This window comes from Nesterenkonia sedimenti (assembly GCF_012641515.1).
Taxonomy (GTDB): Bacteria; Actinomycetota; Actinomycetes; order Actinomycetales; family Micrococcaceae; genus Nesterenkonia; species Nesterenkonia sedimenti.
Window position 1 is genome coordinate 279125 of record NZ_JABAHY010000001.1, and the last position, 24024, is coordinate 303148.

Consider the following 24024-nt stretch of genomic DNA (forward strand, 5'->3'; position numbering starts at 1 on the left):
ATCAGTTGTCCTCGCTGTCTTCCTCGTCCTCTTCGGCTGCCTCATCATCCTCGGGCTCAGCCTCGCCCTCAGCGGATTGCATGTCCTCGAGCATGGCTTCCAGGTCCTCGATGGAGGTGATGCCCATCTGCGGGGCGAACATCTCCAGCTCTGCTGGATCCATGCCCAACTCTTCGGCGATCTCCTCGAAGCGTTCACGCTCTTCCTCGGTGAGCTCCAGCTCCGGCATCTCAGGCTGTTCCGGCTGCTCAGGCTGGGCGGAGGCAACGGTGTCGGCGTCGATGGCGTGGACGATGTCGATCACGAAGATCAGTGTTCCGCCGGGTCCCTGATCGGAGGTGCCCTCCTCCTCATCGGTTGTCTCCCCATAGGCCATATCGGCGGGGATCACCAGCAGAACACGGTCGCCAACGTGATGGCCGGGAATGCCCTCGAGCCATCCTTCGATCACACCCTCGGAGGTGTTGAATCCGAAAGGTTCCCCGGGTTCACCCTCCTCGGTCCAGGAGCCGTCGAACTCCTCGCCGTCCTCCCAGCGCCAACCGCGGTACTGGGCGAAGACCTGGTCGCCCTCACCGATCTCCTCACCGTCACCGGAGATCAGCACCTCGGTGCTGAGCTCCTCAGGTGCCTCGGATTCAGTGTCGTGATCGCTCAGCTCGGGGCGTTCACCGATAGTGGAGTCGATGGCCGGCAGGTCACCGGACTGCTCCTGCTCCTCGCCGTCGGCGTAGGAGGGCCGCTGGTCTACCACCTCAATATTGAAAAGCTGGGGGGCCTGAATGCCCTGTTCCTCATCAGGGGCAAGATAGACGACGACGTCGGATCCGACAGTCACGCCATTGGAGGAGAGTGCATCACCGATGAACCGGTCGGCCTCGGACTCAGCCTCGGCCAGGGCAGGAAGGGCCAGCATGGGGATTACCGGCTCCTCGTAGCTGCTGCTCTGGAGGTTGCCGTCCTCGGGGCTGACCGCAGTGAGGTGGTAGTCGACCATCCACTCATTGTTGATCTCTTCACCGTCTCCGGTGTTGACCAGCCGCGCCGCATTCTCATCGGAGTCGATTTCGTTGCGGAAACGCACCTCGGGCGGTTCGCCCTCCTCGAGGCGATTGATCTCCACATCAGAGAGAACATCCTCGTTCTCGAAGGCTGCGGCATCGTCCTCTCCGCAGGAGGTGAGGACCAGAGCCAGGGCCGCAGTCAGAACCAGGGGTGTTTTGCGAATCTTATGCATCATGGGAACTGTACTAGGTCCTGAGTTGATTCGTCAGCTTCGAACCGGTCTGTCAGCGCCAGGGATACGCTATCGGCCTGACGCTGCTGAAGACTGCGTTCACGCAGCTGGTTGCGATCCCCCAGTTTCTCCAGCAGTGACTCCACCCGCTCGTCGGTGGTGGCGAAGGGATCTTTGAGCATCAGGGCCTCCAGGGGCCGGTCAGTGAGCTTATGGTGCACCCAGTCCACGGTGTACTCCGCACCGAAAGCTCGGGCGGTGGAGAGGAACTCTCCGCGGATGGCTGCCCGGGTCTGCGGTGGGGTGATCATGGCCTCGGTGACCTGATCTTCAGTGAGGATCTCCTGGGCCCGGCCGCGGCGGCGCAGCAGATAGAAGAGCCCACGCTCAGGGTGGACATCGTGATACGCCATATCGATCTGCTCCATCCGGGGATGGTCCAGTCCGATGCCGCGCTGATCTGCGATCTCCTCGATGAGGCGTTTCTTGATGGCCCAGTCGATCTCAGTGTCGATAAGACTGTGGTCGCCGGTGCGCACAGCCTCCAAAGTGCGTTCCCAGAGCTGAAGGATCCTCTCGACATGCTCATGGTGGGCGCCGTGTTCAGCCACGAACCGTTTGGCCCGGTCCAGAAGGCCCTGCTGGATCTCCACCGCAGTGGATTCCTCACCGCCGCGGATGCGCACGGCCGCGGTGCCGGTGAGGTCGTGGCTGATATGCCGAATAGCCCCGATGGGGTTCTCCAGCTCGAAGTCTCCGATGGGAACTCCTGCTTCGATCATCCGCAGCACTAGATCGGTGGAGCCGTAGCGCAGCAGTGAGGTGGTCGAGGACATATTGGAGTCCCCGACGATCACATGCAGGCGGCGGTGGCTGGCCGCATCGGCATGGGGTTCATCGCGGGTGTTGATGATCGGCCGTGAGCGGGTGGTGGCTGAGGAGATGCCCTCCCACATATGGTCCGCCCGTTGTGAGAAGGCGAAATGGGCCGGCTGCTTCTCATCGGCAGGCACAACCCGACCGGCCCCGGCGATGATCTGACGGGTGATCAGGAAAGGCAGCAGAATCCCGGAGAGCCTGCGGAAATGAGTGGTGCGTGGGATGAGGTAGTTCTCGTGGCTGCCATAGGAGTTGCCGGCAGAGTCGACATTATTCTTCAGGAGGTAGACCTGCCCGTCGAAGCCATCCTCGGCGATACGCTTCTCGGTCCATACTGCGAGATCGTGCATGATGACCTCACCGGCGCGGTCGGCGGCGATGAGATCCATGAGGTCAGCGCATTCGGAGGTTGCGTACTCCGGGTGAGAGCCCACATCCAGGTAGAGGCGTGCCCCATTGGGGATGAAGATATTGGAGCTTCGCCCGAAGTCGACCACGGGCCGGAAGAGATAGCGGGCCAGTTCATCCGGTGGTAGGCCGCGGCCGCTGGCCGGGCGGTGCAGGGCGGCGAATTCAGTCTCGACGCCGAAGACGCGGCGGTCCACGCTCTACTGGCCGCCCTTCTGCACGAACCCTTTGACGAACTCCTCGGCATTGGCCTCCAGGACGGTGTCGATCTCGTCCAGGATGCTGTCCAGCTCCTCGGCACGCTCGGTGGCCTGGGGATTGGCCTTCAGCTGTGCGGCGGACTCAGTGCCGGTCTCCTCTTCCCCACCGGGCCGCTGGGGCTGCTTCTGCGGCTGGGCTGCCATATCGTCTCCTTTATCGGTATACAGGTAGAGCCTACTGGTGACCTGCGGGGTTCTGCTCCAACAGCTGCTGCAGACCCTGGACCATCGCCGGGGTATCTGCGGCCGTGCGCAGTACGGGTTCGGTCTCCGTGCGCGCTCCGGTGAAGGGATTCGACAGCTGCAGCCGAACAGGAGCGGCCGCAGGATCCGGACGCAGCAGAATCTGGTCCCAGGATGCCCCAGCGATAGCCTGACTGTGCTCGGTGATCAGCGTCCCGCGCAGCCAGGCCCGGGTCTCCTCAGGCGGATGCTGGGCGGCCCAGTTGATCTGTTCATCGGTGAACAGCCGGCGCATCCGTCCGGCCCGGGCCAGCTTGTAGTAGAGACCCTTCTCCGGGCGCAGGTCATGGTACTGAAGGTCGATCATCCCCAGGGTTGCTGAGTCCCAGTCCAACCCGTCACGGCGCCGATAGGACTCCAGCAGCTGAAGCTTGGCCAGCCAATCCACGCGATCGGCTGCTCGGGAGGGCTCCTCTGCGAGGTCGGTGAGCAGTTCCTCCCAGGCTTCGAGCACCTCGGCGGTCTCAGTGTCCGGGGCGGTATCCGGCAGCCCCGGTGTGCTGGCGCTGCGGGCATGTTCCAGAGCGGCGATGAGGTACTCGCGCTGGATCTCCACAGCGGACATAGGGCCCCGGTTGGTGGGGACCTTCACGGTGAGACTGGGGTCATGGGAGATCACCTTGAGCGCCTGCACGGGGTCGATCAGGCGGATATCGGGGGCTTTGCCATGCTCGATGAGATCAAGCACCAGAGCAGTGGTGCCCACCCGGATCCAGGCGGAGTACTCGCTCATATTGGCATCGCCGATGATCACATGCAGACGGCGCCAGGAGTCATAGTGGGCGTGGGGTTCATCTCGGGTGTTGATGATCGGCCGGCGAACTGTGGTCTCGAGTCCGACCTGTTCCTCGAAGAAATCCGCCCGCTGGGAGATCTGGTAACCGGGGGTCTGGGCCTGCTGCCCAATGCCGACCCGGCCCGCTCCACTGGTGATCTGCCGAGTGACGAAGAATGGGATCAGCCCATTGATGAGGTTGTCGAAGGGAATCCGCCGTGGAACGAGGTAGTTCTCATGGGCGCCATAGGAGACCGATTTATTGTCTGTGTTGTTCTTATACAGCAGGATCTCCGGGGAGCCGGGTTCGGCCGATAGCCGGCTTGCTGCAGTACGGGCGACGACGTCGCCGGCCACATCGTAGAGCACAGCCCGTTTGGCTCCGATGGTCTCCGGTGCGGAGTATTCGGGGTGGGCGTGATCCACATAGAACCGTGCCCCATTGCCGAGCACCAGGTTCATCAGCAGCTGCGGCTGCCCCTCTTGGAGCTCGAAGAAGTCACCGCGCCAATGCGCTGAGCCCGGTGGGGTGAATTCCCGCTCTGCGGAGTCGGCAGGGGTGGGATCGCCTCCGGAGACATTGCCCAGGGCATCGACCAGGGCTTCGGGGGTGTCGGTGAGCTGGCTGGGGTGGGCTGCCGAGCGGGGCAGGACCCAGCCGCGGGCGTCCACCAGGGGTGATTCCGACTGGTAGTCCCATTCGGTGCCGGCCACCGCTCCCCCGGCCTCGGTGACCTGGGCGGCATAGGCGTTGATCAGTTCGATGCTCAGGGCCACATGGCTGGCCCGCGGATTGGCGGGGGCATGGATTCCGTATTCGGTTTCCAACCCGATCAGCCGACGAACGCTCACGGCTGACCACTTCCTCCCGGATTGGGAGCGCCGGCCCCGGTGAACTCTCGCAGTCCCAGTCCGGCCACCATGGCCCGCTGTTCTGCCAGTTCATCGGCGATGGCGGCTTCCAACTGCTCAGCGGTGATGCCCTTGGCCTCATCGTCCTGATCTGCAGCGAGGAAGTCCTTGATCGCAGTCTTCTTCGCCCGGTCGATGATATTGCTGAGCACCGCACCGGACATGAATCCGGCATGCTCGGGGTAGAGCTGAGCGACGACCTGGTCGATCAGTGCCTCACGGGCGGCCTCGCGGCTGCCATGGGCCTCGACAGTTGCCGGGCGCAGGGGCACCGATTCTGAGAGATGGATTCGCAGAATCTCACGGGCGCCCTCGGCGGAGGGGCGCTGGACCCGGATCTTCACATCCAGCCGGCCGGGCCGCAGGATCGCAGGATCGATCATGTCCTCACGGTTGGAGGCACCGATGACGATCACATTGTCCAGGGACTCCACACCGTCGATCTCGGCCAGCAGCTGAGGCACGATAGTGGTCTCCACATCGGAGGAGACACCGGTGCCGCGGGTGCGGAAGAGGGCCTCCATCTCATCGAAGAACACCACGACCGGTGAGCCCTCGGAAGCCCGCTCACGGGCACGGGAGAAGATCACCCGGATATGACGTTCGGTCTCGCCGACGTATTTGTTCAGCAGCTCCGGGCCCTTGATGTTCAAGAAGAAAGCCCCGGACCCCGCGTCGTCGGAGAGCGAGGAGGCCACGGCCTTGGCGATCATGGTCTTACCGCAGCCGGGCGGACCGTAGAGCAGGATGCCCTTAGGCGCAGCCAGGCCGTGCTCGCGGTAGAGGCCCGCGTGCAGGAAGGGCAGTTCCACAGCGTCTCGGATCTGTTCGATCTGCCCGTCGAGCCCGCCGATATCGGAGTAGGAGACATCGGGGGTCTCTTCCAGGACCACGTCCTCGACCTCGGAGAGTGGGACGACCTCAGTGGCGGTACCGGTGCGCAGATCCACGACGACGGCATCGCCTACGCGGACTGCGTCCTCCTCGGTGGCGGTGAGTTTGACCACGCGTTCTTCCTCACCGCGGGCGATGATGACCAGACGGCCATCAGGGAGGACCTCTTTGACCCGGGCGATCTCCCCGGTCCCCTCTGGGGGCAGTACCGCGATGATGGTGTAGTTCTCATTGAGCAGAACCTCGGAGCCGGCGGCCAGCTCATCGGGTTCGATCAGTGGGGAGACGGAGACCCGCATCTTTCGGCCCGAATGCAGCACATCGCAGCCGGCGGCGGTGGCAGCTTCAATCTCCCTGCCCTCGGCAGGTTCGTGCCCCGGCCGGTAGCCGATCACCGAGGCGAAGGTGAATGGCGGCTGGCCATCGGCCTCCAGTGCCTCTTTGAGCTGTTCGATCTGCCCCCGGGTGGCTTCCAGAAGCCCTTTCATCCGGTCGTTATGGCGGCCGGCGGCCTGCAGCTTCTGCTCCAGGTCGCGGTGGCGGGCCCGGAGGTTGTCGATCTGTCGGTGGGCCTGGTCCAGCCGGTTCTGCAGCTGGGCGGTCTCCTGCTCCGTCTCAGTCATCCTCGACTGGTACCTCCTTGGCTTTCGCAGCGATCTGTTCGGCACGGCCGACGGCTTTTCGGGCCTTCTTCTTCGATACCACGCGAGTCTTGAGACTCTCTTGATCCCACTGAGTCTGCTCGTTGGTACCGGCCCAGGCCGCTTTGTCCTCCGGAGAGGGCTCGGAGACCTTCTCGCGTTTCTTCAGCTCCAACGGCAGCTGGTCATCGGCCAGCCGACGGGTGCTGAGCAGGAACCCGGTATGGGCGACCATCCGGTGATCGGGCCGGACAGCCAGACCGTCCAGATGCCAGGTGCGCTGCATGATCTCCTCGGCCTGGGGCTCGGTGAACCCGCCGGAGGCTCGGATCTCCTCGGCCAGCCGGGACAGCTGGGTCACACTGGCCACATAGGAGACCCAGACTCCACCGGGGGCCAGGATTGTGCGTACTGCCGGCAGGCAGTCCCAGGGGGCGAGCATATCCAGCACCACCCGGTCCACACTGCCGGGTTCCTCCTGCTCAACAGGTGCGGTGGCGGCGTCGCCGATGCGCACATCCCAGCCGGGGTGCTCCTGGCCGAAGAATGCCTCCACATTGCCCTTGGCGATCTGGGCGAACTCCTCGCGCAACTCATAGGAGTGGACACTGCCCTGGTCCCCGACTGCACGCAGTAGGGAGATGGACAGGGCCCCTGAGCCGACCCCGGCCTCGACCACATGGGCCCCGGGGAAGATATCGGCCAGCTGCACGATCTGGGCGGAGTCCTTGGGGTAGACCACGGTGGCACCGCGGGGCATGGAGAGCACGAAGTCGTTCAGCAGCGGGCGCAGCACCTGGTAGCGGTATCCGGCCTCATTCTCGACCACTACCCCTTCAGGACCACCGAGGATCGCATCATGTTCCAGCACGCCCTGGTGGGTATGCCATTGGCCGCCCTCGGCGAGGGTGATCGTGGATTTGCGGCCCTTGTAGTCGGTGAGCTGGACACGTTCACCGGCCTGCAGCACTCCGGTGCGCAGGTGTTTTCCGACTGGCTGGTTGGTTGTGCTCATACGGCTGCGGCTGCCGAGGTCTTCAGCAGGGTCTGCAGATCGGCCACAGTAGCCCCGTCCAGAGTCTTCCACTGGTGCCACTGCTGGCTGGCCGGCAGAGTCGAGTAGTGCGGCACGGCCAGGGTGACCAGCCCGGAGGCTGCTGCTGCGGCAGTTCCGGGCACCGAATCCTCGATGGCGATGCTGCGGTCCTTCACCAGTGCCTCTCCGGTGCGTTCAGTGTGGTCGCCAGCCATCTTCTCGAAGGCAAGCTCATAGGCCTCGGGGTCGGGCTTGCCGGCGCTGACCATATCTCCGGTGACGGCGAATTCGAAGGTGCCCTCCGGCAGGGCGGCCATGATGGGATCGGCCAGCAGTTTCCAGGACATGGTCACCAATGCGCAGCGGATCCCGGCAAACTTCAGCTCGGTCAGCAGCTCCAGGGCACCGGGGCGCCAGGGCGGAGCCTCGGCACACCGGGCGGCTACTTGGGCGCTGAGGTGAGTGATGATCTGCTCCTTGGTCAGATCCACCCCGGCCTCCTGCAGAATCCCGGCCGAATAGGTCAGGGCCTGACCGACTAACTGATGGGCTTTCTCCTCGCTCCAGGTGCCGCCATGGGCTTGGACGAGTTCATATTCGGCATCGATCCAATAGGGCTCGGTATCCACAAGGGTGCCGTCCATATCCCAGAAGACGGCCTGCAAATCTGACATGCCCACCATCGTACGCTTCCGATCACCAGTTACTCGGACTACTGTGAGAAATGTGAGTGAGGATTACTGCCCAGACAGCGCCGGAGACTCCGATGCCCCTGCCGAGAGCATCGACCGAGCCGAGCTGCTGGCCGCTCACCTGCGCGCCAATCAGGACGAGGACAGCTCCGGGGACCAGCGCCCCACAGTGATGGTCTTGGCCTTCGAAGGGTGGAATGACGCCGGTGGGGCGGCCACCTCTGCAGTGCGTACCGTCGCCCAGGCCCTGGACGCGGAGCTGGTGGAGAAGCTCACCGATGAGCAGTACTACGACTTTCAGTTCTCCAGGCCCCGGGTGGTCAACGGTTCCGGCGGTCGGGAGATCATCTGGCCATCGACCACCATGCTGCGCGCAGCTGGAGCTCAGGGTGAGTTCAACCTGCTGTTCGTCCATGGGGTTGAGCCCAGCTTCCGCTGGCGGGCCTATACGGCGGATCTGCTGACCACTGCCGCTGAACATGATGTGGCTGCGGTGGTGCTGGTCGGTGCGCTGCTTGCTGATGTTCCGCATACCCGGCCGATCCCCGCTTCGTTCTCCACTGAGGATGATCAGCTGCGGGAGTTGATCGATATTGAGGAACCCACCTATGAGGGGCCGGTGGGAATTGTCGGAGTTTTGGCCCATACCGCCTATCAGGCTGGGATCCCGGCGATCTCCCTGTGGGCGGCGGTGCCGCATTATGTGGGTCAGGCACCCTCACCGAAGGCTCAGCTGGCTCTGATGCGCAAGCTGGAGGAGATCCTGGGGGTGACCCTGGACCCGCAGGAGGCCGAGGAGATCGCCGAGGATGCTGCGGCCTGGGAACGTGGTGTGGATGATCTCGCCGAGGAGGATGCTGAGATCGCCGACTACGTCAAACGCCTAGAGGAAGCCACTGACACCACGAACCTTCCGGAGGCCTCCGGTGAGGCCATCGCCCAGGAGTTCGAGCGCTACCTCAAGCGCCGACGCCGCCCTCCCGAGAAGTAGCGGCACCCTGGAATCTATCGGCTGAGATCGATACCCAAAAGGGCCTGAACTGCGTCCTGAGCCGCCGCTGCTGAGGTACCCTGGGCCATCTTGCCGGCAGCCCAGAGGTCCAGAGTGTCCAGGGCAGCCGGTGCATTGAGGTCATTGGCCAGAGCGCTCATCAGCGCATACTGCAGTTCACTGGGGACCCCGGCGTCGTCGTCGGCCTTTTCCGCCTCTGTCAGGGCAGCCTTCCACCGGGCCAGACGCTGGGCTGCGGCCTCGAGTGCCTCATCGGTATAGGACCACTCCGAGCGCCAGTGATTCGACAGCAGCAGCACCCGGATCGCCTGGGGGTCCACTCCCCTGCTGCGCAGCTGGGAGACCAGCACGAGGTTCCCCTTGGATTTGGACATCTTCTCGCCGTCGAGGCCCACCATGCCGGTGTGCATATAGTGACCGGCCAGTGAGATGCCATCAGCGGCAGTGGCATGGGCAGCGGAGAACTCATGATGCGGGAACCGCAGATCAGAACCGCCGCCCTGGACGGCGAAGGGTGCGGGAAGCCGACGGCGGGCGATCACCGAGCATTCGATATGCCAGCCGGGCCGGCCACGGCCGAGTGTTCCGCCCTCCCACTGGGGTTCACCATCACGGGCTGCCCGCCACAGCAGGGGATCCAGCGGATCGCGTTTTCCGCTGCGTTCGGGGTCACCGCCGCGCTCAGGGAAGAGTTCCTCCATAGTGGAGCGGTCATAACCGCCGATACTGCCCAACTGCCAGTCAGTGGCGGCCTCAGCAGCGGCGATATCGAAGTAATAGTCAACGCCCTCGGCGTCCTCGGCCTCCACGGGATAGGCGATTCCGGCCTGCAGGAGACGTTCGACATCCTCAACTATGGCCGGGATCATCTCCACCGCCCCCAGGTAATGGGTGGGCGGGATGACATCCAGGGCGCGCATATCTTCACGGAAGAGCTCGGTCTGGGACTCCGCCAGCTCCTGCCAATCCACCCCGGTGGCCTCAGCGCGCTCCAGCAGGGGGTCATCAATATCGGTGACGTTCTGCACGTAGCTGACCTCGTGGCCGCAGGCCCGCCAGTAACGGACCAGCAGGTCGAAGTTCACATAGGTATTGGCATGGCCCAGATGGGTGGCGTCATAGGGGGTGATCCCGCAGACATAGAGCGAAGCGCCGGCGGCCTCAAGGTTCACCGGCCGGGTGGTTCTGCTTGGAGTGTCATGCAGCTGAAGGGGGGTATCTGCCGGGGGCAGTTCGGGCACGCGTGGGGCACTCCAAGATTTCACGCAATAGATCCTTTCAGACCGAACCCCAATTCATCACGCGGCGCGCTGGGTGTTACGTTCAGTCCTCAACCAGCTCGTCCTCGAGGTCATCATCCTCGACCAGCTCATCGGCGTCCTCTGCGTCCTCATCGTAGAGATCCAGGGGCGTGACCTCCCCGGTGACGGCGAAGAGCGCATCCTCATAGGCTGCGAAGGCATCCGCTACGTTGTAGAAGGCGGTCTCCACCGCGGGGTCATCCTCACCGCGGCGATTCACCGAAGCGGAGAGATGCTCCTCCAGAGCATTGGTGAGCGCGTTGAGCGCGATGCGAGGATCGATGTTCATAGGCTCACAGTATCAATGCCTGCAGTCCCGCGGTACCCCCAATTTCCGGGGTTGCTTGACCGGTGTTTTACAGTAGTCGCAATGTCAGATCGAAGCCCGGAGACTCCAGCGCTCACCAGGTACACCACAACCGGCGATGACGGCCGCGGGTGGGAGTACATGGTGCTCACCTGTCAGCCGCGCCAGTCGCTGGCAGAGGTCCGCCGGCAGGTGACCGATCACGCCGAGTACGGCCGCTGGGAGCTGCGGCGCTCGGCCATCCTCACCGGTGGGGTGCGCAAATACTGGCTGCGCCGCCGGGCAATGCGGGTCCAGCGTACGTTCTGAGCTTGTCCCGGCGGCGGGGAAACCCCGCTCGCCTCTCGCTCGGCAAAGCCTTGCCGAGCTTCACGCCTAAAGTCGCTGCAGCGCTATGCTCGCAGCTCATCCACCCGGTTACTGCTGGGTGAGCAGGCTGTGCAGGACCCGGACGCCGAACTTCAGGGAATCCACTGGGACCCGCTCATCGACCCCGTGGAACATACCGGTGAAGTCCAGCTCAGCGGGCAGCTTCAGCGGAGCGAAGCCATAACCTGCCACACCCAGCCGGCTCAGTGCCTTGTTATCGGTGCCGCCGCCGAGCATATAGGGCAGAACCTTCGCCTCCGGGTCCTCGTTCAGCAGTGATTCCACCATCTGCTCCACCAGCGCCCCCGAGAAGGGCAGCTCCAGGGAGACACCACGCTTCTTGACCTCGAAGTCGACCTTCTCCCCTGCCAGTTCGCGCAGGATCGCAGCGACTTTCTCCTCCTGCTCGGGCAGCACCCGGGAGTCGATCAGCGCAGAGGCCTCGCCGGGGACCACATTGTGCTTATAGCCGGCTTCCAGCAGGGTCGGGTTAGAGGTGTTCTGCAGGGTCGCGCCGATGAACTTTGCGGTCGAGCCCATGGCATCCAGCAGTTCCTGGGGGTCCTCCTCGTTGAAGGGGATCCCGGTGATCTCTGAGAGCTGTTCGAACAGTGCCCGGGTCGTCTTGGTGTATTCGATGGGCCATTTATAGTTGCCGATGGCGGAGACCGCCTCGGCCAGATGCACCACCGGATTGTCATGCTGGACTGCGGAGCCGTGCCCGGCAGTCCCCTGGGCGGTCATCTTGGTCCAGAAGATGCCCTTCTCCCCGGTCTGGATGAGATATGCCCGCTGGCCGGCCACATCGGTGGAGAACCCGCCGACCTCGCTGATGGCCTCGGTGGCCCCGGCGAACTCCTCGGGGTGGTTGTCCACCATCCATTCGGCGCCGAAGGTGGAGCCGTCCTCCTCATCGGCGAAGAAGGCGAAGATGATATCCCGCTGAGGCTGGTGGCCGTCCTGGGCCATCTGCAGCATCACCGAAAGGATCATGGCGTCCATATTCTTCATGTCCACCGCACCGCGGCCCCAGATGAGCCCATCGATGATCTCGGCGGCGAAGGGGTCCACGCTCCAGTCCTCCGCCTGGGCGGGGACCACATCCAGATGCCCGTGCACGACCAGGGCTCCAAGTTCGGGATTCGAACCCTTCATCCGGGCCACCACACTGGCTCGGCCCGGTTCGGATTCGTAGATCGTTGGTTCCAGCCCGGCCTTCCGCATGATCTCGGCGCAGTACTCGGCAGCTTCGCGCTCGCCCTTGGCCTTGCCGTCACCCCAGTTCTGGGTGTCGATGCGAATCAGGTCCCGGCAGAATTCAACAACATTGTTCTCCATCTCCATGACCTCACCATATCGTCACTGCAGTAGGGTGCTCCCGCCAGATGACACAGCTCTACAGAACAGCTTTTCGGGACAGGGGCTCTTGGCTGTGTCCGGGGGTGGCCTTACACTCGGTTAATCGAAAACATGTTCGATTCACTGGGAGTGTAGTCATGAGTATTGAGGCTGCAGTGCAGCAGGACACTGCCACGGTGTGGACTGCCCCGGATGGGACACCTCAACGGCTCATCTGGGCTGGCCGACGGTTCCAGGTGGTGGATAAGCCGATCGCCTGGATGGGGCGCTGCTCCTGGTGGGAGGCCCCCACCAGAGTGCCGGTGGGTGCGGGGTCACAGAGTGTTGAGCGGCCGATGTGGCAGGTCACTGCCAAAGCCCTGGACAACGGGGAGCTGCTGATTCTAGACCTGGCCACCAGCCCAGGCCCACATTGGGCAGTGACCGGGATCTACGACTAGTCGCCAGCGATGCCTGAGTTCACCCATCTCCACGTTGCCAGCGCCTTCTCCGCCCATTACGGCACTGCTCGGCCAGAGGCCCTGGTCGAGGCAGCCAAGGCGGCCGGCGCCTCAGCTGCTGCCCTGACCGACCGGGACGGCATCTATGGTGCTGTCCGGCATATCCGCGCCTGCCGAGAGGCCGGTATCGCCCCGATCATTGGGGTCAATCTCCCGGTGCGCACCCAGGATTCGGCTGCTGAGATCACTATCCTGGCCTATGGCCATAACGGCGGGGCCGGCTGGGCGGGGCTGGTCCGGCTGATTTCCTCTGCCCACTCCGCCCGCCGGAAGCCACGCCGGTCCCCCCATGGGACTGCCCACCGCAAAGCCTGGGTGGACCCCAAGCAGCTGAGCCTCTTCCTCAACACTGAGGAGAGCGCTCCCACCGCTGCGGTGCTGCTGGGCCCGCAGTCAGATGTGGGGCAGGCAGTTCTGGCCGGGGATCGCAGCCGAGCCCGCAGTCTCCTGGCCGATTGGCACAGCAGGCTCCCCGGCGGCGTCGTACTGGAGATCCTGTGCCACCACACTCAACCGGGCAGCGCAGGAAGTCTCAAACATGCTGCCAATATGCTGCATCTGGCCCGCTCCACCAACACCCCTGCAGTGCTGACCAATGGGGTGCGGTATTTGGAGCCCGATGACGCGGTCACCGGTGATGTGCTCGACTCCGCTGCCCATCTGCTCCCCCTGGGAGCCTTTCAGGCCCAGCCGAATGCTCAGGCCTGGCTGAAGCCCCCGGAGCAGATGCATCAGCTGGCTGCCCGGATCACCGAATACGCGGGCCTAGGTGAGGAGAGTGCCGCCCGACTGTTGGAGACCACTGAGCAGCTGGGGCGCCGGTGTCAGTTGGACCTGGTCGGGGATCTGCGTTGGCGTAAGCCGAAGGTCCCGGAGCTGGAGGTTATCGGAGTCCATGATGAACCCTCCTATGTGCTGCGTCAGCAGTGTGAGCAGGGGCTTGCCCAGCGCTACCCGGATCTTCCGGAATCGGAGATGACCAGGGTCCGGGATCGGCTGAATATGGAGTTGGAGACCATTGCCGGTTTCGGTTTTGAGACCTATTTTCTGGCCGTGGCCGAGACCGTGGGGCTGATCCGGCAGATGAATGTCCGAGTCCAGGCCCGCGGTTCGGGGGCCGGCAGCCTGGTCAACTATCTGCTGCGGATCTCCAATGTGGATCCCATTGAGCATGACCTGCTCTTCGAACGGTTCCTGGGTGCGGAGCGGTCCACCCTGCCGGATATCGATATCGATATCGAATCTGCCCAACGGCACCGGGTCTATGAGGCGATCTTCAAACGTTATGGCCACCACCGGGTGACCCTGCTCTCGATGCAGAACACCTACCGGGCCCGGGGTGCGGCACGGGATGCCGGTCTGGCGCTGGGACTCAGTGAGGAGCAGGTGGACCGGGTTGCTGAGAGCATCTGGCGGTTCAACGCCCGGGAGTTCCGCGAGGTTCTGCACACCAAACCGGAGCTGCGCGATATTGCTGCCCAGATCCAGGATCAGCCGCAGCTGGATACTCTGATCGATCTCACCGAGCGCCTGGATAGGCTGCCGCGGCATATCTCGATGCACCCCTGTGGGGTGATTCTCGGTGACAGCAGTCTGCTTTCGGTGACTCCCACTCAGCCTTCGGGGATGGGACTGCCGATGTCTCAGTTCGATAAGGACGATATCGACGATATGGGGCTGCTGAAGCTGGATGTCCTGGGGGTCCGGATGCAGTCGACTATGGCCTATGCGGTCCAAGAGATCGCCCGGGTCAATGGGGCCGATGCCGCAGCCGAGGGTGGCCTGCCCGAGGATGTGGACTACATCTCCGAGGATGGCGTAGTGGATCTGGATGCGCTGCCGAAGGATGATGAGGACACTTTCGAGATGATCCGCACCACCAACACTCTGGGGTGTTTCCAGATTGAGTCCCCGGGTCAGCGGGAGCTGTTGGGGAAGATGCAGCCTGACTGCTATGCGGATCTCATTGCGGATATCTCACTGTTCCGACCGGGTCCGATGAAGGGGAATATGGTCACTCCCTTCATCAACCGCAAACATGGCTACGAGAAGATCGAGTACCTTCACCCGGAGTTCGAGGATTTTCTGCAGGATTCCTATGGGGTGGTGATCTATCACGAGCATGTGCTGCGGATCCTGCAGCGGACGATGGGAATCAGCCTCACTGAGGCCGATCAGCTGCGCCGGGCCATGGAGAAGGATGTCGACTCCATCGAGGATCGGTTCCGCCGGCAGACCGCTGAGCGCAATGGGGACCGGTTCAGCAAGAAGGACATCGACCGGATCTGGGAGACTCTGCGTGGTTTCGGTAGTTTCGGTTTCGCCAAGGCTCATGGGGCGGCTTTTGCTCTGCCGACTTATCAGAGCGCCTGGCTGAAGACCCATTTCCCAGTGGAGTTTCTGACCGGGATTCTGGAGCACGATCCGGGGATGTACCCCCGCCGGCTGCTGATGTCTGAGGCTCGACGGATGCAGATCCCGCTGCTGCCGGTGGATATCAATGTCTCCAGCAATCAGTACCGGGTGGAGCGGGTCAGTGCTGAGGAGAAGGGAATCCGGCTCTCCTTCCGGGATGTCAAAGGGATTACCGAGGCGGAGATGGAGCGGATTCTTACTACCCAGCCGTTTTCCTCGATCACCGATGTTTATCACCGGGCCCGGCCCTCCCGTCCGCTGATGGTCCGGTTGGCCCAATTGGGGGCCTTCGACACCTTGAGCGAGGACAGTGTGACCTCGGCCCGGCGGGGCAGCATCATCAGTTTCGTCAAACAGCTCACTGCCGCACCGCGGAAGCAGAAGGCCTCGGCTGCACAGCGGGAGGACCCAGCCCAACCGCGCCTCTTCGGTGATCATGAGCTGATGGATCCCACAGCCGCTGACCCCACTGCTGAGGAGCAGACCGCAGCCGAGCTGGATGGGCTCTCCTCTGAGGTGGATCGGCATGTGGTGGAGGTTTACCGTCCGCTCTTCGAGCATCTTGGGGTCACCCCTGCCTCAGAGCTGCTGAACCTGCGGAGCAATTCCGAGGTTCTGGTGGCGGGGATGCGGGTTGCCACCCAGACCCCGCCGATGCGTTCAGGTAAGCGGACGGTTTTCATCAGCCTCGACGACGGCACCGGCTGTGCGGATACTGCTTTCTTTGAGGAGGCCCAGCAGCAGGCCGGCCCCTTGCTCTTCGGCACTCAGCTGATGGTCATTCGGGGCCGGACCCGCCGCACCGGCGACCGCGGGGTCTCCATCCAGGCGGAGGAAGCCTGGGACCTCAAACAGATGTGGAACACCTGGAAGACCCAGCAGTCGGCCTGAGCTCAGCGATCAGTCCCCGTAGCGGATTTCTACGCGGCGGTTGGCGGCAAAGGTCGAGGGGTCTTCCTCGTCCTCGGTACTGGCGGCGCAGTCTCCTCCTCATCTGCAGCAGCCACTGTGGCACCACCCATTACCAGGGCTCCAGCCAATGCCGCAGCAGCAAGAGGACGATGAGACTTCAACGCTGGGCGGTTGAGCTTACTCATCGGCGTCTTCCTCCTCATCGGCCTCGATCTCGACAGGCTCATCGGAGTCCTCATCGTCATCGTCAGTCTCGGAGTCTTCGGAGTCGGAGGTCACCGGCTGCTGCTCACCCCTTCACGTGGCCCAGTGGAGTCGTCATATTCGGGGACGAAGGAGACTGTCAGCAGCATGCCCTCTTCACCGACATCCAGACCGTGCAGCCCTATTTCGATCTCGCCATCGGCTTCCGGGCTGGTGAACTCATAGCTGACGGTATCCAGGGCATCCTCGTGAGAGATATCAGAGGTGTCTGTCGGGGCGCCGTCGTTGTTCTCTGCTTCCTCCTCAGCCGGAGCATCCTCATCCCCTCCGGCCGAGTTCTCATCGACCTCTTCATCTTCAACCGGTTCGGTATCCGATACAGCTTCTGTCTCCTCGGGGGCATCCTCTGTGCCCTCCTCGGGTGCGCAGGCGCTGAGAGCAAGCAGGCCAATAAGCCCCAGTGGAATGAACCGGCGGCTCAGGCTTCCAGTATTGCGCTGTGTCCAGGTCATTGGTTCAGTCATTTTCAAGCCCCTTCTGGTTGATCGGTGCTGTGTATCGTGAAACATTCAGAACTTAACTAAAGCAAAGTTGCGATTGCAAATATCTGCACAGTGGGGGTTTTGGCGATTCCGCTCTCAGCGGAGGAGCGCCCGGATGATTCGGCCAGGGTCTGGAAGTTGTACCGGATATGACCTCAACCGTCTCGCGCCCGCTGTCCCTGTTGGATCTGGCCCGTGTCCGCCAGCAGGAGACCATTGCAGAAGGAATTGCCCGTTCGCTGCGCCTGTCCCAGACTGCTGACCGGCTGGGTTACAGCCGCGTCTGGTTCGCTGAGCACCACAACATGCCGCATGTGGCCAGCTCCGCCACATCCCTGCTGATCCAACATATTGCGGCCAATACAGAGCGGATCCGGGTCGGCTCTGGGGGCATCATGCTGCCCAACCACTCCCCCTTGGTGATCGCCGAGCAGTTCGGCACTTTGGAGACCCTCTACCCCGGGCGGATCGACCTCGGACTGGGGCGTGCACCGGGTACCGATGGGGCGACTATGCGCGCGTTGCGCCGCGATGGCACTGAGGCTGACCGCTTCCAGGCCGACATTATGGAGCTCTCCGGTTATCTGACTGGACACAGCCGGATTCCCGGTGTTCATGCCTACCCGGGCTATCGCACTGACGTTCCCCTCTACATTCTGGGCTCCTCGCTGTATGGGGCCCAGCTGGCGGCCCAATTGGGCCTGCCGTATTCCTTTGCGAGCCATTTCGCACCCCAGATGCTGGAGCAGGCTGCCTATACCTATCGGGAGAACTTCAACGCCCAGGGTTCACTTCTGGGCCCTGATGCGAAGCCACATTTCATTGCTGCAGCGAATGTGATCGCCCACGATGACGCGGATACCGCCCGTCAGCAGCGCCGCAAAGCGGAGGATGGCTGGATCAAGGCGATGCTGGGCCGCAATAAGGATCTCTCGGATGAGGATGTTGAACTGCTGCGCGACCACCCCGCGGGGCAGCAGGTTCTGAGCATGCTCTCCCGGACCATCGCCGGTGACCAGAAGGAAGTAGTCGATTGGCTGGAGAACTTCGCCGATCAGGTCGCAGCCGATGAGCTCATCCTGGTCAACCTCGCCACCGATGAAGATGTCCAGCACCGCACCCTCGAGCTGCTCGCACCGGAACCCAGCTAGCTAGGTGTAGTTCCTCGACACGTTGTGAACGGTCCGTGACCTAAGCGGAGACCTCCGATATCGATGTGGGTAACCACACTCACGAATCGATAAACGGAGGTCTCCTATGGTTCACCGTAGGTCACCGCTGACCCCTGAGGGAAGGCGACGCATCGTAGCCCTGGTCATCGAGGATGGGTGGTCCCAGCGTCGGGTCGCTGAACGCTTCCAGGTCTCCCCAGCCACAGTCAGCAAATGGGTCCAACGCCACCGGGAGGGCCGCGGGCTTAACGACCGCTCTAGCCGCCCTCACTGCAGCCCCCGGCGTCTGCCTCAGCGTGCTGAGCGGCGCATCATCGCACTGCGGTTCACCAGGCAGTGGGGCCCTCACCGGATCGGCGCGCACCTGGGCATCCCCCGCTCCACGGTGGGACGGGTGCTCACCCGGTACCGGATGCCGTCCCTGGAGTGCATCGATCAGGCCACCGGGCTGCCAGTACGCCGCCCGGCTACGAACAGGTACGAAGCCAGCGCCCCAGGTGAACTGGTGCATGTAGATATCAAGAAGCTGGGCAAGATCCCTGATGGTGGCGGCTGGCGAGTCCACGGCAGAGGCTCATCCCAAGCGTTGAAAGCACTGGCCAAGACGCAGAAGGCCGCCGCCCAGGGCGCTGCGCCGGGCCGGGGATACCGGTACCTGCATCACGCTGTCGATGACTACTCCCGGGTGGTCTACTCCGAGATCCTCGATGATGAGCGCAAGCACACCGCCGCCGAGTTCTGGAAACGAGCACGTGCCTTCTTCCACACCATCGGCGTCGAAGTCACCGCAGTAATGACAGATAACGGTTCCTGCTACCGCTCAGGCGAGTTCAAACAGGCCCTGGGTGACGGGATTAAGCACAAACGCACTAAGCCCTATAGGCCCCAGACCAACGGCAAAGTCGAACGCTTCAACCGGACCCTGATGAAGGAATGGGCCTACGCCCGCCCCTACACCAGCGAATCAGCCCGAGAAGCCTCCTACGAAGCCTTCCTCCACCACTACAATCATCACCGAACCCACACCGCCATCGGAGGCGCTGTGCCCTCAGAGCGTGTTCACAACCTCACGGGGAACTACAGCTAGGCGCTGAACTCCTGGAGTCGGGCGCGCATCTGGGCGTCCAGGCGCTGGGGCTTACCGGTGTCCTTATCTACCATCACCAGGGTTGATTGGGCTGTGACGCGTGGGCTGGCGTCGTCGTCATTTGCGAATAGTGCGTAGTCGATGACGAAATTCGCGCCCCCAACCTTCGGGATACTCAGCTCCACACGCACCGGTTGGCGCTGATAGGGCAGCTGCCTGCGGTACTTCAGCTGGAAATCGGCAACCAGTGCCCAGACCGGCTGATCCGGCTCCAGGGGCGGGAAAATACCCTCTTCACCCTCCTCCGGGGCGCTCCAGAAAGCTCTGGCGCGGGCCTCCTCCAGGATCCGCAGGATGGCCACATTATTGATATGCCCGTAGGCGTCCTGGTCACCCCAACGCAGGTGGACGGTCACAGTCTTCGCGGTCATCCTCGGTGTGCTTGCCTTTCCAATCCGGGGCACCAGAGCTGGAGTTTCAGTCCTGGTAGAAATGCTCTTCGTAGACCTGGCGGGCATGCCTAGTGGTGCGCAGGTAATGCTCCTCGAAGGCTGCGGCCTGGCCAGAGTCGAAACCGCACCACCGTGAGACTGCCTCGAGATCCCGGCGGGAGCTGGGCAGCACATCGGCCGGCTTCGCGGACCAGACCATAATCCCTGAGCGAACCCGGGTGCACAGCTGCCAGGCCTCCTTCAGGGTCTCCGCATCCTCTCCCGGCAGCAGTTGGGCATCCACCAGGCCCTGCAGCACCTGAAGGGTCGCCGTGCCGCGCAGCTCAGGATGCTGGTGGGCGTACTGCAGCTGGAAGAGCTGAATCAGCCACTCGACATCGGAGAGTCCCCCACGCCCGAGCTTCACATGACGGGCCGGATCTGCACCACGGGGCAGGCGTTCGGACTCCACACGTGCCTTGATCCGCCGGATCTCGCGCAGCTGCTGGGCAGTTGGGGCCTGACTGTAGCGAATGTCATCGACCAGCTCCATGAAATCTACTGACAGCCAATCCGAGCCGGCGATCGGTCTAGCCCGGAGCAGTGCCTGCCGCTCCCAGATATCCATCCACCGCCGGTAGTACTCCTGAAAGGACTCCAGGGACCGCGAAAGCGGCCCCCTTTTCCCCTCAGGGCGCAGATCGGCATCCACCTGGAGCGGGATCTCACCACGAATCGCCGGTTTGACCGGTTTGGACAACAGTTGGGTCAGCCGCAGTGCGAGCTTCTGAGCCTGAGCATCAGCGGCAGATTTCTCCGCCCCAGGGACTGCCCGGTGGACAAACATGGCATCCATATCTGAGCCGTAGCTGATCTCGCGGCCACCCTGCCGACCCATGGCCACCACCAGCAGCTCGGCGTGACGCCCCTCGGTCTCGGCAAGCTCCTCCTCAGCCACCCGCAGGGCACCCAGCACTGCCACCCGATCAGCTTCAGCCAGAGCCAGCCCCGCCTCATGCTGGGTGATCAGCCCACAGGCCTCAGCGATCGCGGTGCGCAGCATCTCCCGCTGGCGCACCAACCGCGCCAGGCGAACCGCAGTCTGACCAGCCCCCTCGTGACGCTGTAGGGCGTTCTGCACCTCAGTCCACAGGGCCTCGAAGCCGCGTGGGAGCAGGGACTCATCCTCACCCAACCACTGGGCGGACTCCGGGCGGTGTTCGAGCATATCGGAGATGAACCGGGAGCTGGTCAACAGCTGACACAGCCGCTCGGCAGCCACCGAGGAGTCCCGAAGCATCGTGAGGTACCAGGGACTGGTGCCCAGGGACTCGCTGAGCCTCCGGAAGGCCAACAGACCGTTATCCGGGTCCACACCTTCGGCGAACCAGCCCAACATCATCGGCAGAATGCGCTTCTGAAGGGTCGCCTTCCGAGAGACTCCAGAAGTCAGCGCCTCGATATGCCGCAGGGCACTCCTGGGGTCGCTGAAGCCCAGTGCTGCCAAGCGGTCGCCCACAGCCTCAGCCGAAAGCCGCACCTCGTCCTCGGAGAGCACAGCAGTAGTCGACAGCAGTGGGCGGTAGAAGATTGTCTCGTGGAACTGAGAGACCTCGCGGACCACCTGCTGGCGCTGTTGGAGAACATCATCGGGACTCGGCCGCCGACGAGCCCCCGGAGCCTGAACCGCTGAGGCAAGAGCCCGCAGCGCCTCCTCCTTCTTGGGCATCAGGTGCGTCCGGCGCATATCGGCCATCTGGATTCGGTGTTCGTAGAGTCGCAGCTGTTTATAGCAGCGGCTCATCGCCTCCTGGTCGCGACTGGAGATGTATTCCCCGGTACCCAGGGCTTCAATGGCGCTGAGGGTATCCCGGACACGGATCTGCTCATCCACCCGGCCATGGACCAGTTGCAGCAGCTGAACGGTGAACTCAATATCGCGCAGCCCGCCGCGGCCCAGCTTCAGCTCCCGGTCGGCCTCCCGAAGCGGGATATTGGCGAAGACCCGACGACGCATGGCCTGGACGTCCTCGACGAATCCCTCCCGAGAGGCCGCCTGCCAGACCAGAGGCTCAATGGCCTCCATATATTCAGCACCCAGAGCCATACTGCCGGCCACCGGGCGGGCTTTCAGCAGGGCCTGGAACTCCCAGCCCGAGGCCCATCGGTGGTAGTACTCACGGTGGGACTCCAGTGTCCGAGACAGTGGGCCGTCCTTACCCTCGGGCCGAAGGTTCGCATCTACTTCCCACAGGGCCGATTCGCCATCGGAGGCCCCCAGCACTTTAGAGATGCCTGAGGCCAGACTGATCGCCGCCTCACGCGCCTGGGCGGGGTCCATCTCCTCAGGTGCCCGGTGGACAAAGACGACGTCGACATCGGAGATATAGTTCAGCTCCCGGGCCCCGCATTTGCCCATACCGATCACGGCCAGCTCGATCTCAGCGACCTCTGGCCGGCGTTCACTGAGCTCTGCCCGACTCACGGCCAATGCGCTGTCGATGGCTGCCGCTGCAGCATCGGCGAGCTGACGCGCAGCCGCTGGAAGGTAACCCGCGGGATCTGCCGCAGTGAGATCCCGAAGCGCCAGCCGGGTGATCTCCCTGCGGTAGGCGATGCGCAGAGCGCGCCCGGCATCTTTGGCGGAGAAATTCTCGTCCAGTCCGGCTACGGGGAAGGCCGCACTGGGATCAGCGACCACGGCGCCCATCAGCCTCTGGCGCAGTTCCTCTGCGCTGGTCTCAGCTGGTTCGGCGGCCGGCTGCTCCTGGAAGAGAACATCGGTCTGTTCTGGATGACGGATCAGGAACTCCCCCAGAGCCTGGGAGCCCCCCAGCAGACGCATCAGCGGTACCGCGCGGTGGCAGCTGCCATCCTCGGTGGTGAAGAGTTCGGTGACCGAAGGGGCGCGCTCCAGCAGGCGGATCAGCAGCAGAAGTGCCTGATCCGGGTTCGGGGCATCATGCATACAGCTGACCAGGGCATCTTCATCGATGCCCTTCAGCTGCGGATCCTGCAGAAAACTCTTAGCCCGGTCCAGCTCCTGGAAACCGGCGGCAATCAGCTTGCGGGTAGGCACACTCGCTAGATCATCCCCAGGTACTTATTGATCTCGAAGGGCGAGACATTGACGCGGTACTCATCCCATTCCTGCCGCTTATTGCGCAGGAAGTTCTCGTAGACCTGCTCACCGAGGACCTCGGCGACCAGTTCGGAGTCCTCCATCTGGCGGATGGCATCATGCAGGGTGCCTGGCAGGGGCTTCAGGCCCAGGGCCTTCCGCTCGGCAGTGGTCAGACCCCAGACGTCCTCGGTGACATGCTCCTGCAGCTCGTAGCCTTCCTGAATGCCCTTCAATCCGGCACCGATAACCATGGCGTATGCCAGATAGGGGTTGGCCGCGGAGTCGATACCGCGGAATTCGACCCGGGCAGAGCCGCCCTTGGTGGGCTTATACAGCGGCACCCGTATGAGCGCGGAGCGGTTGTTATGGCCCCAGGAGAGATGGCTGGGGGCCTCTCCCCCGCCCCATAGGCGCTTATAGGAGTTGACGAACTGGTTGGTGATCGCGCTGAACTCCGGGGCGTGGGTGAGCACACCGGCGATGAACTGCCGGGCAGTGGTGGAGAGGTTGAACTCCGCATTCGGCGCGTAGAAAGCGTTGGTATCGCCTTCGAAGAGGCTGAAGTGGGTGTGCATACCGGAGCCGGGGTGCTCGCTGAAGGGCTTCGGCATGAAGGTGGCGTATTTGCCGTGGCTCAGGGCCACCTCTTTGACGATAGTGCGGAAGGTGATGATGTTATCCGCAGTGGTCAGCGCATCGGCATAGCGCAGGTCGATCTCGTTCTGACCGGGGCCGACCTCGTTATGGCTGAACTCCACTGAGATGCCCACTGCTTCGAGCATATTGACGGTGTGTCGGCGCAGATCCTGAGCCACCGAGCCGGTGCTGTGGTCGAAGTAGCCGGCCCGGTCGGCGGGGATTGGTGAGCCTTCGTCGTCGAGCTCCTCGGAGTTCAGCAGATAGAACTCGATCTCTGGGTGGGTGTAGCAGGTGAAGCCCATGGATGCGGCGGCATCGAGCTGGCGACGCAGAACGAACCGCGGGTCACCGGCTGCCGGTTCCTGATCCGGGGTGAGGATGTCGCAGAACATCCGGGCGGTGGGTTCCTCCTCACCTCGCCAGGGCAGAATCTGGAAGCTGGAGGGATCCGGCTTCAGCAGCATGTCCGATTCGAAGACTCGGGAGAGTCCCTCAATGGAGGAACCGTCGAAGCCCAGGCCCTCAGCGAAGGCGCCCTCAACCTCGGCCGGGGCGAGTGCCACCGACTTCAGGGCGCCGACCACATCGGAAAACCACAGACGGACAAAGCGGACATCGCGCTCTTCGATAGTGCGCAGTACAAATTCCTGCTGACGGTCCATAGCTGCTCTTC

At 63.2% G+C, this 24024-nt stretch carries 20 protein-coding genes; 6 read left to right on the forward strand and 14 right to left on the reverse strand.

What is annotated here, in order from left to right; translation table 11 throughout:
• Position 1 precedes the first annotated feature (1 nt).
• The 7 genes from HGQ17_RS01390 to HGQ17_RS01420 are packed head-to-tail and all read right to left on the reverse strand — an operon-like array spanning position 2 to position 7959.
• Complete coding sequence (locus HGQ17_RS01390; protein ID WP_168886169.1) at positions 2-1240, reverse strand: FKBP-type peptidyl-prolyl cis-trans isomerase; 1239 nt, start codon at positions 1238-1240, stop codon at positions 2-4.
• Positions 1237-2721: a Pup--protein ligase gene (gene pafA, locus HGQ17_RS01395; protein WP_168886170.1), complete on the reverse strand. Its 1485-nt coding sequence runs from the start codon at positions 2719-2721 to the stop codon at positions 1237-1239. The genes HGQ17_RS01390 and pafA overlap by 4 nt, the downstream gene beginning before the upstream one ends.
• A gap of 3 nt (positions 2722-2724) precedes the next feature.
• Positions 2725-2928: a ubiquitin-like protein Pup gene (locus tag HGQ17_RS01400; protein ID WP_168886171.1), complete on the reverse strand. Its 204-nt coding sequence runs from the start codon at positions 2926-2928 to the stop codon at positions 2725-2727.
• A 31-nt stretch (positions 2929-2959) separates the two neighbouring features.
• A complete protein-coding gene (dop, locus tag HGQ17_RS01405; protein ID WP_168886172.1) occupies positions 2960-4654 on the reverse strand; it encodes a depupylase/deamidase Dop in 1695 nt (564 codons plus the stop codon).
• Positions 4651-6231: a proteasome ATPase gene (gene arc / locus HGQ17_RS01410; protein WP_168886173.1), complete on the reverse strand. Its 1581-nt coding sequence runs from the start codon at positions 6229-6231 to the stop codon at positions 4651-4653. Before arc ends, dop begins: the two co-directional genes overlap by 4 nt.
• The gene (locus tag HGQ17_RS01415; RefSeq protein ID WP_168886174.1) at positions 6224-7264 is read right to left on the reverse strand and encodes a tRNA (adenine-N1)-methyltransferase; all 1041 of its coding nucleotides are present in this window, start codon (positions 7262-7264) and stop codon (positions 6224-6226) included. The genes arc and HGQ17_RS01415 overlap by 8 nt, the downstream gene beginning before the upstream one ends.
• Positions 7261-7959: an HAD family hydrolase gene (locus HGQ17_RS01420; RefSeq protein ID WP_229503207.1), complete on the reverse strand. Its 699-nt coding sequence runs from the start codon at positions 7957-7959 to the stop codon at positions 7261-7263. Before HGQ17_RS01420 ends, HGQ17_RS01415 begins: the two co-directional genes overlap by 4 nt.
• Positions 7960-8011: 52 nt before the next feature.
• Between HGQ17_RS01420 and HGQ17_RS01425 the strand changes: the two genes are divergently transcribed.
• Entirely contained in the window at positions 8012-8968 is a 957-nt protein-coding gene (locus tag HGQ17_RS01425) for a PAC2 family protein (protein WP_324615138.1), read from the forward strand.
• A 14-nt stretch (positions 8969-8982) separates the two neighbouring features.
• On the opposite strand, the gene mshC is transcribed toward HGQ17_RS01425, so the two are convergent.
• Positions 8983-10254 carry a cysteine--1-D-myo-inosityl 2-amino-2-deoxy-alpha-D-glucopyranoside ligase gene (mshC, locus tag HGQ17_RS01430; RefSeq protein WP_168886177.1) on the reverse strand — a complete coding sequence of 424 codons (1272 nt, stop codon included), beginning with the start codon at positions 10252-10254 and terminating at the stop codon, positions 8983-8985.
• Positions 10255-10312: 58 nt separating this feature from the next.
• Entirely contained in the window at positions 10313-10579 is a 267-nt protein-coding gene (locus HGQ17_RS01435; RefSeq protein ID WP_168886178.1) for a hypothetical protein, read from the reverse strand.
• 81 nt (positions 10580-10660) lie between these two features.
• Between HGQ17_RS01435 and HGQ17_RS01440 the strand changes: the two genes are divergently transcribed.
• On the forward strand, positions 10661-10906 hold the full coding sequence (locus tag HGQ17_RS01440; RefSeq protein ID WP_168886179.1) for a DUF5703 family protein: 246 nt from the start codon (positions 10661-10663) through the stop codon (positions 10904-10906).
• 108 nt (positions 10907-11014) lie between these two features.
• Here HGQ17_RS01440 and HGQ17_RS01445 read toward each other — a convergent pair whose 3' ends face one another.
• On the reverse strand, positions 11015-12310 hold the full coding sequence (locus tag HGQ17_RS01445; protein ID WP_168886180.1) for a M20/M25/M40 family metallo-hydrolase: 1296 nt from the start codon (positions 12308-12310) through the stop codon (positions 11015-11017).
• A 152-nt stretch (positions 12311-12462) separates the two neighbouring features.
• Here HGQ17_RS01445 and HGQ17_RS01450 point away from each other — a divergent pair, with 152 nt between their 5' ends.
• Together HGQ17_RS01450 and HGQ17_RS01455 are read left to right on the forward strand one after the other, a co-directional pair.
• The gene (locus HGQ17_RS01450) at positions 12463-12765 is read left to right on the forward strand and encodes a DUF6504 family protein (protein ID WP_168886181.1); all 303 of its coding nucleotides are present in this window, start codon (positions 12463-12465) and stop codon (positions 12763-12765) included.
• 9 nt (positions 12766-12774) lie between these two features.
• Positions 12775-16131: a DNA polymerase III subunit alpha gene (locus HGQ17_RS01455; RefSeq protein ID WP_168886182.1), complete on the forward strand. Its 3357-nt coding sequence runs from the start codon at positions 12775-12777 to the stop codon at positions 16129-16131.
• Between the two features lie 296 nt (positions 16132-16427).
• On the opposite strand, the gene HGQ17_RS01460 is transcribed toward HGQ17_RS01455, so the two are convergent.
• The gene (locus tag HGQ17_RS01460) at positions 16428-16880 is read right to left on the reverse strand and encodes a hypothetical protein (protein WP_168886183.1); all 453 of its coding nucleotides are present in this window, start codon (positions 16878-16880) and stop codon (positions 16428-16430) included.
• 167 nt (positions 16881-17047) lie between these two features.
• Between HGQ17_RS01460 and HGQ17_RS01465 the strand changes: the two genes are divergently transcribed.
• Both HGQ17_RS01465 and HGQ17_RS01470 read left to right on the forward strand, forming a co-directional pair.
• The gene (locus tag HGQ17_RS01465) at positions 17048-18049 is read left to right on the forward strand and encodes an LLM class flavin-dependent oxidoreductase (RefSeq protein WP_168886184.1); all 1002 of its coding nucleotides are present in this window, start codon (positions 17048-17050) and stop codon (positions 18047-18049) included.
• 106 nt (positions 18050-18155) lie between these two features.
• On the forward strand, positions 18156-19157 hold the full coding sequence (locus tag HGQ17_RS01470) for an IS481 family transposase (RefSeq protein ID WP_168886185.1): 1002 nt from the start codon (positions 18156-18158) through the stop codon (positions 19155-19157).
• On the opposite strand, the gene HGQ17_RS01475 is transcribed toward HGQ17_RS01470, so the two are convergent.
• From HGQ17_RS01475 to glnA, 3 genes are read right to left on the reverse strand one after another with little or no spacing between them, the layout of a single operon-like run.
• Positions 19154-19588: an acyl-CoA thioesterase gene (locus HGQ17_RS01475; protein ID WP_168886186.1), complete on the reverse strand. Its 435-nt coding sequence runs from the start codon at positions 19586-19588 to the stop codon at positions 19154-19156. The two genes, HGQ17_RS01470 and HGQ17_RS01475, sit on opposite strands and share 4 nt — an antisense overlap.
• Positions 19589-19634: 46 nt before the next feature.
• Positions 19635-22667, reverse strand: a complete 3033-nt coding sequence (locus tag HGQ17_RS01480) for a bifunctional [glutamine synthetase] adenylyltransferase/[glutamine synthetase]-adenylyl-L-tyrosine phosphorylase (RefSeq protein ID WP_168886187.1) — start codon at positions 22665-22667, stop codon at positions 19635-19637.
• Between the two features lie 5 nt (positions 22668-22672).
• Complete coding sequence (gene glnA, locus HGQ17_RS01485) at positions 22673-24013, reverse strand: type I glutamate--ammonia ligase (protein WP_168886188.1); 1341 nt, start codon at positions 24011-24013, stop codon at positions 22673-22675.
• Positions 24014-24024: the final 11 nt, after the last annotated feature.

Excerpts from the sequence above, each read along its gene's own strand:
- HGQ17_RS01390 (WP_168886169.1), bottom strand. The coding sequence starts at position 1,240 with ATGATGCATAAGATTCGCAAAACACCCCTGGTTCTGACTGCGGCCCTG.
- HGQ17_RS01400 (WP_168886171.1), bottom strand. The coding sequence starts at position 2,928 with ATGGCAGCCCAGCCGCAGAAGCAGCCCCAGCGGCCCGGTGGGGAAGAG.
- arc (WP_168886173.1), bottom strand. The coding sequence starts at position 6,231 with ATGACTGAGACGGAGCAGGAGACCGCCCAGCTGCAGAACCGGCTGGAC.
- HGQ17_RS01415 (WP_168886174.1), bottom strand. The coding sequence starts at position 7,264 with ATGAGCACAACCAACCAGCCAGTCGGAAAACACCTGCGCACCGGAGTG.
- HGQ17_RS01420 (WP_229503207.1), bottom strand. The coding sequence starts at position 7,959 with ATGTCAGATTTGCAGGCCGTCTTCTGGGATATGGACGGCACCCTTGTG.
- HGQ17_RS01435 (WP_168886178.1), bottom strand. The coding sequence starts at position 10,579 with ATGAACATCGATCCTCGCATCGCGCTCAACGCGCTCACCAATGCTCTG.
- HGQ17_RS01440 (WP_168886179.1), top strand. The coding sequence starts at position 10,661 with ATGTCAGATCGAAGCCCGGAGACTCCAGCGCTCACCAGGTACACCACA.
- HGQ17_RS01445 (WP_168886180.1), bottom strand. The coding sequence starts at position 12,310 with ATGGAGATGGAGAACAATGTTGTTGAATTCTGCCGGGACCTGATTCGC.
- HGQ17_RS01450 (WP_168886181.1), top strand. The coding sequence starts at position 12,463 with ATGAGTATTGAGGCTGCAGTGCAGCAGGACACTGCCACGGTGTGGACT.
- HGQ17_RS01455 (WP_168886182.1), top strand. The coding sequence starts at position 12,775 with ATGCCTGAGTTCACCCATCTCCACGTTGCCAGCGCCTTCTCCGCCCAT.
- HGQ17_RS01460 (WP_168886183.1), bottom strand. The coding sequence starts at position 16,880 with ATGACTGAACCAATGACCTGGACACAGCGCAATACTGGAAGCCTGAGC.
- HGQ17_RS01465 (WP_168886184.1), top strand. The coding sequence starts at position 17,048 with ATGACCTCAACCGTCTCGCGCCCGCTGTCCCTGTTGGATCTGGCCCGT.
- HGQ17_RS01470 (WP_168886185.1), top strand. The coding sequence starts at position 18,156 with ATGGTTCACCGTAGGTCACCGCTGACCCCTGAGGGAAGGCGACGCATC.
- HGQ17_RS01475 (WP_168886186.1), bottom strand. The coding sequence starts at position 19,588 with ATGACCGCGAAGACTGTGACCGTCCACCTGCGTTGGGGTGACCAGGAC.
- glnA (WP_168886188.1), bottom strand. The coding sequence starts at position 24,013 with ATGGACCGTCAGCAGGAATTTGTACTGCGCACTATCGAAGAGCGCGAT.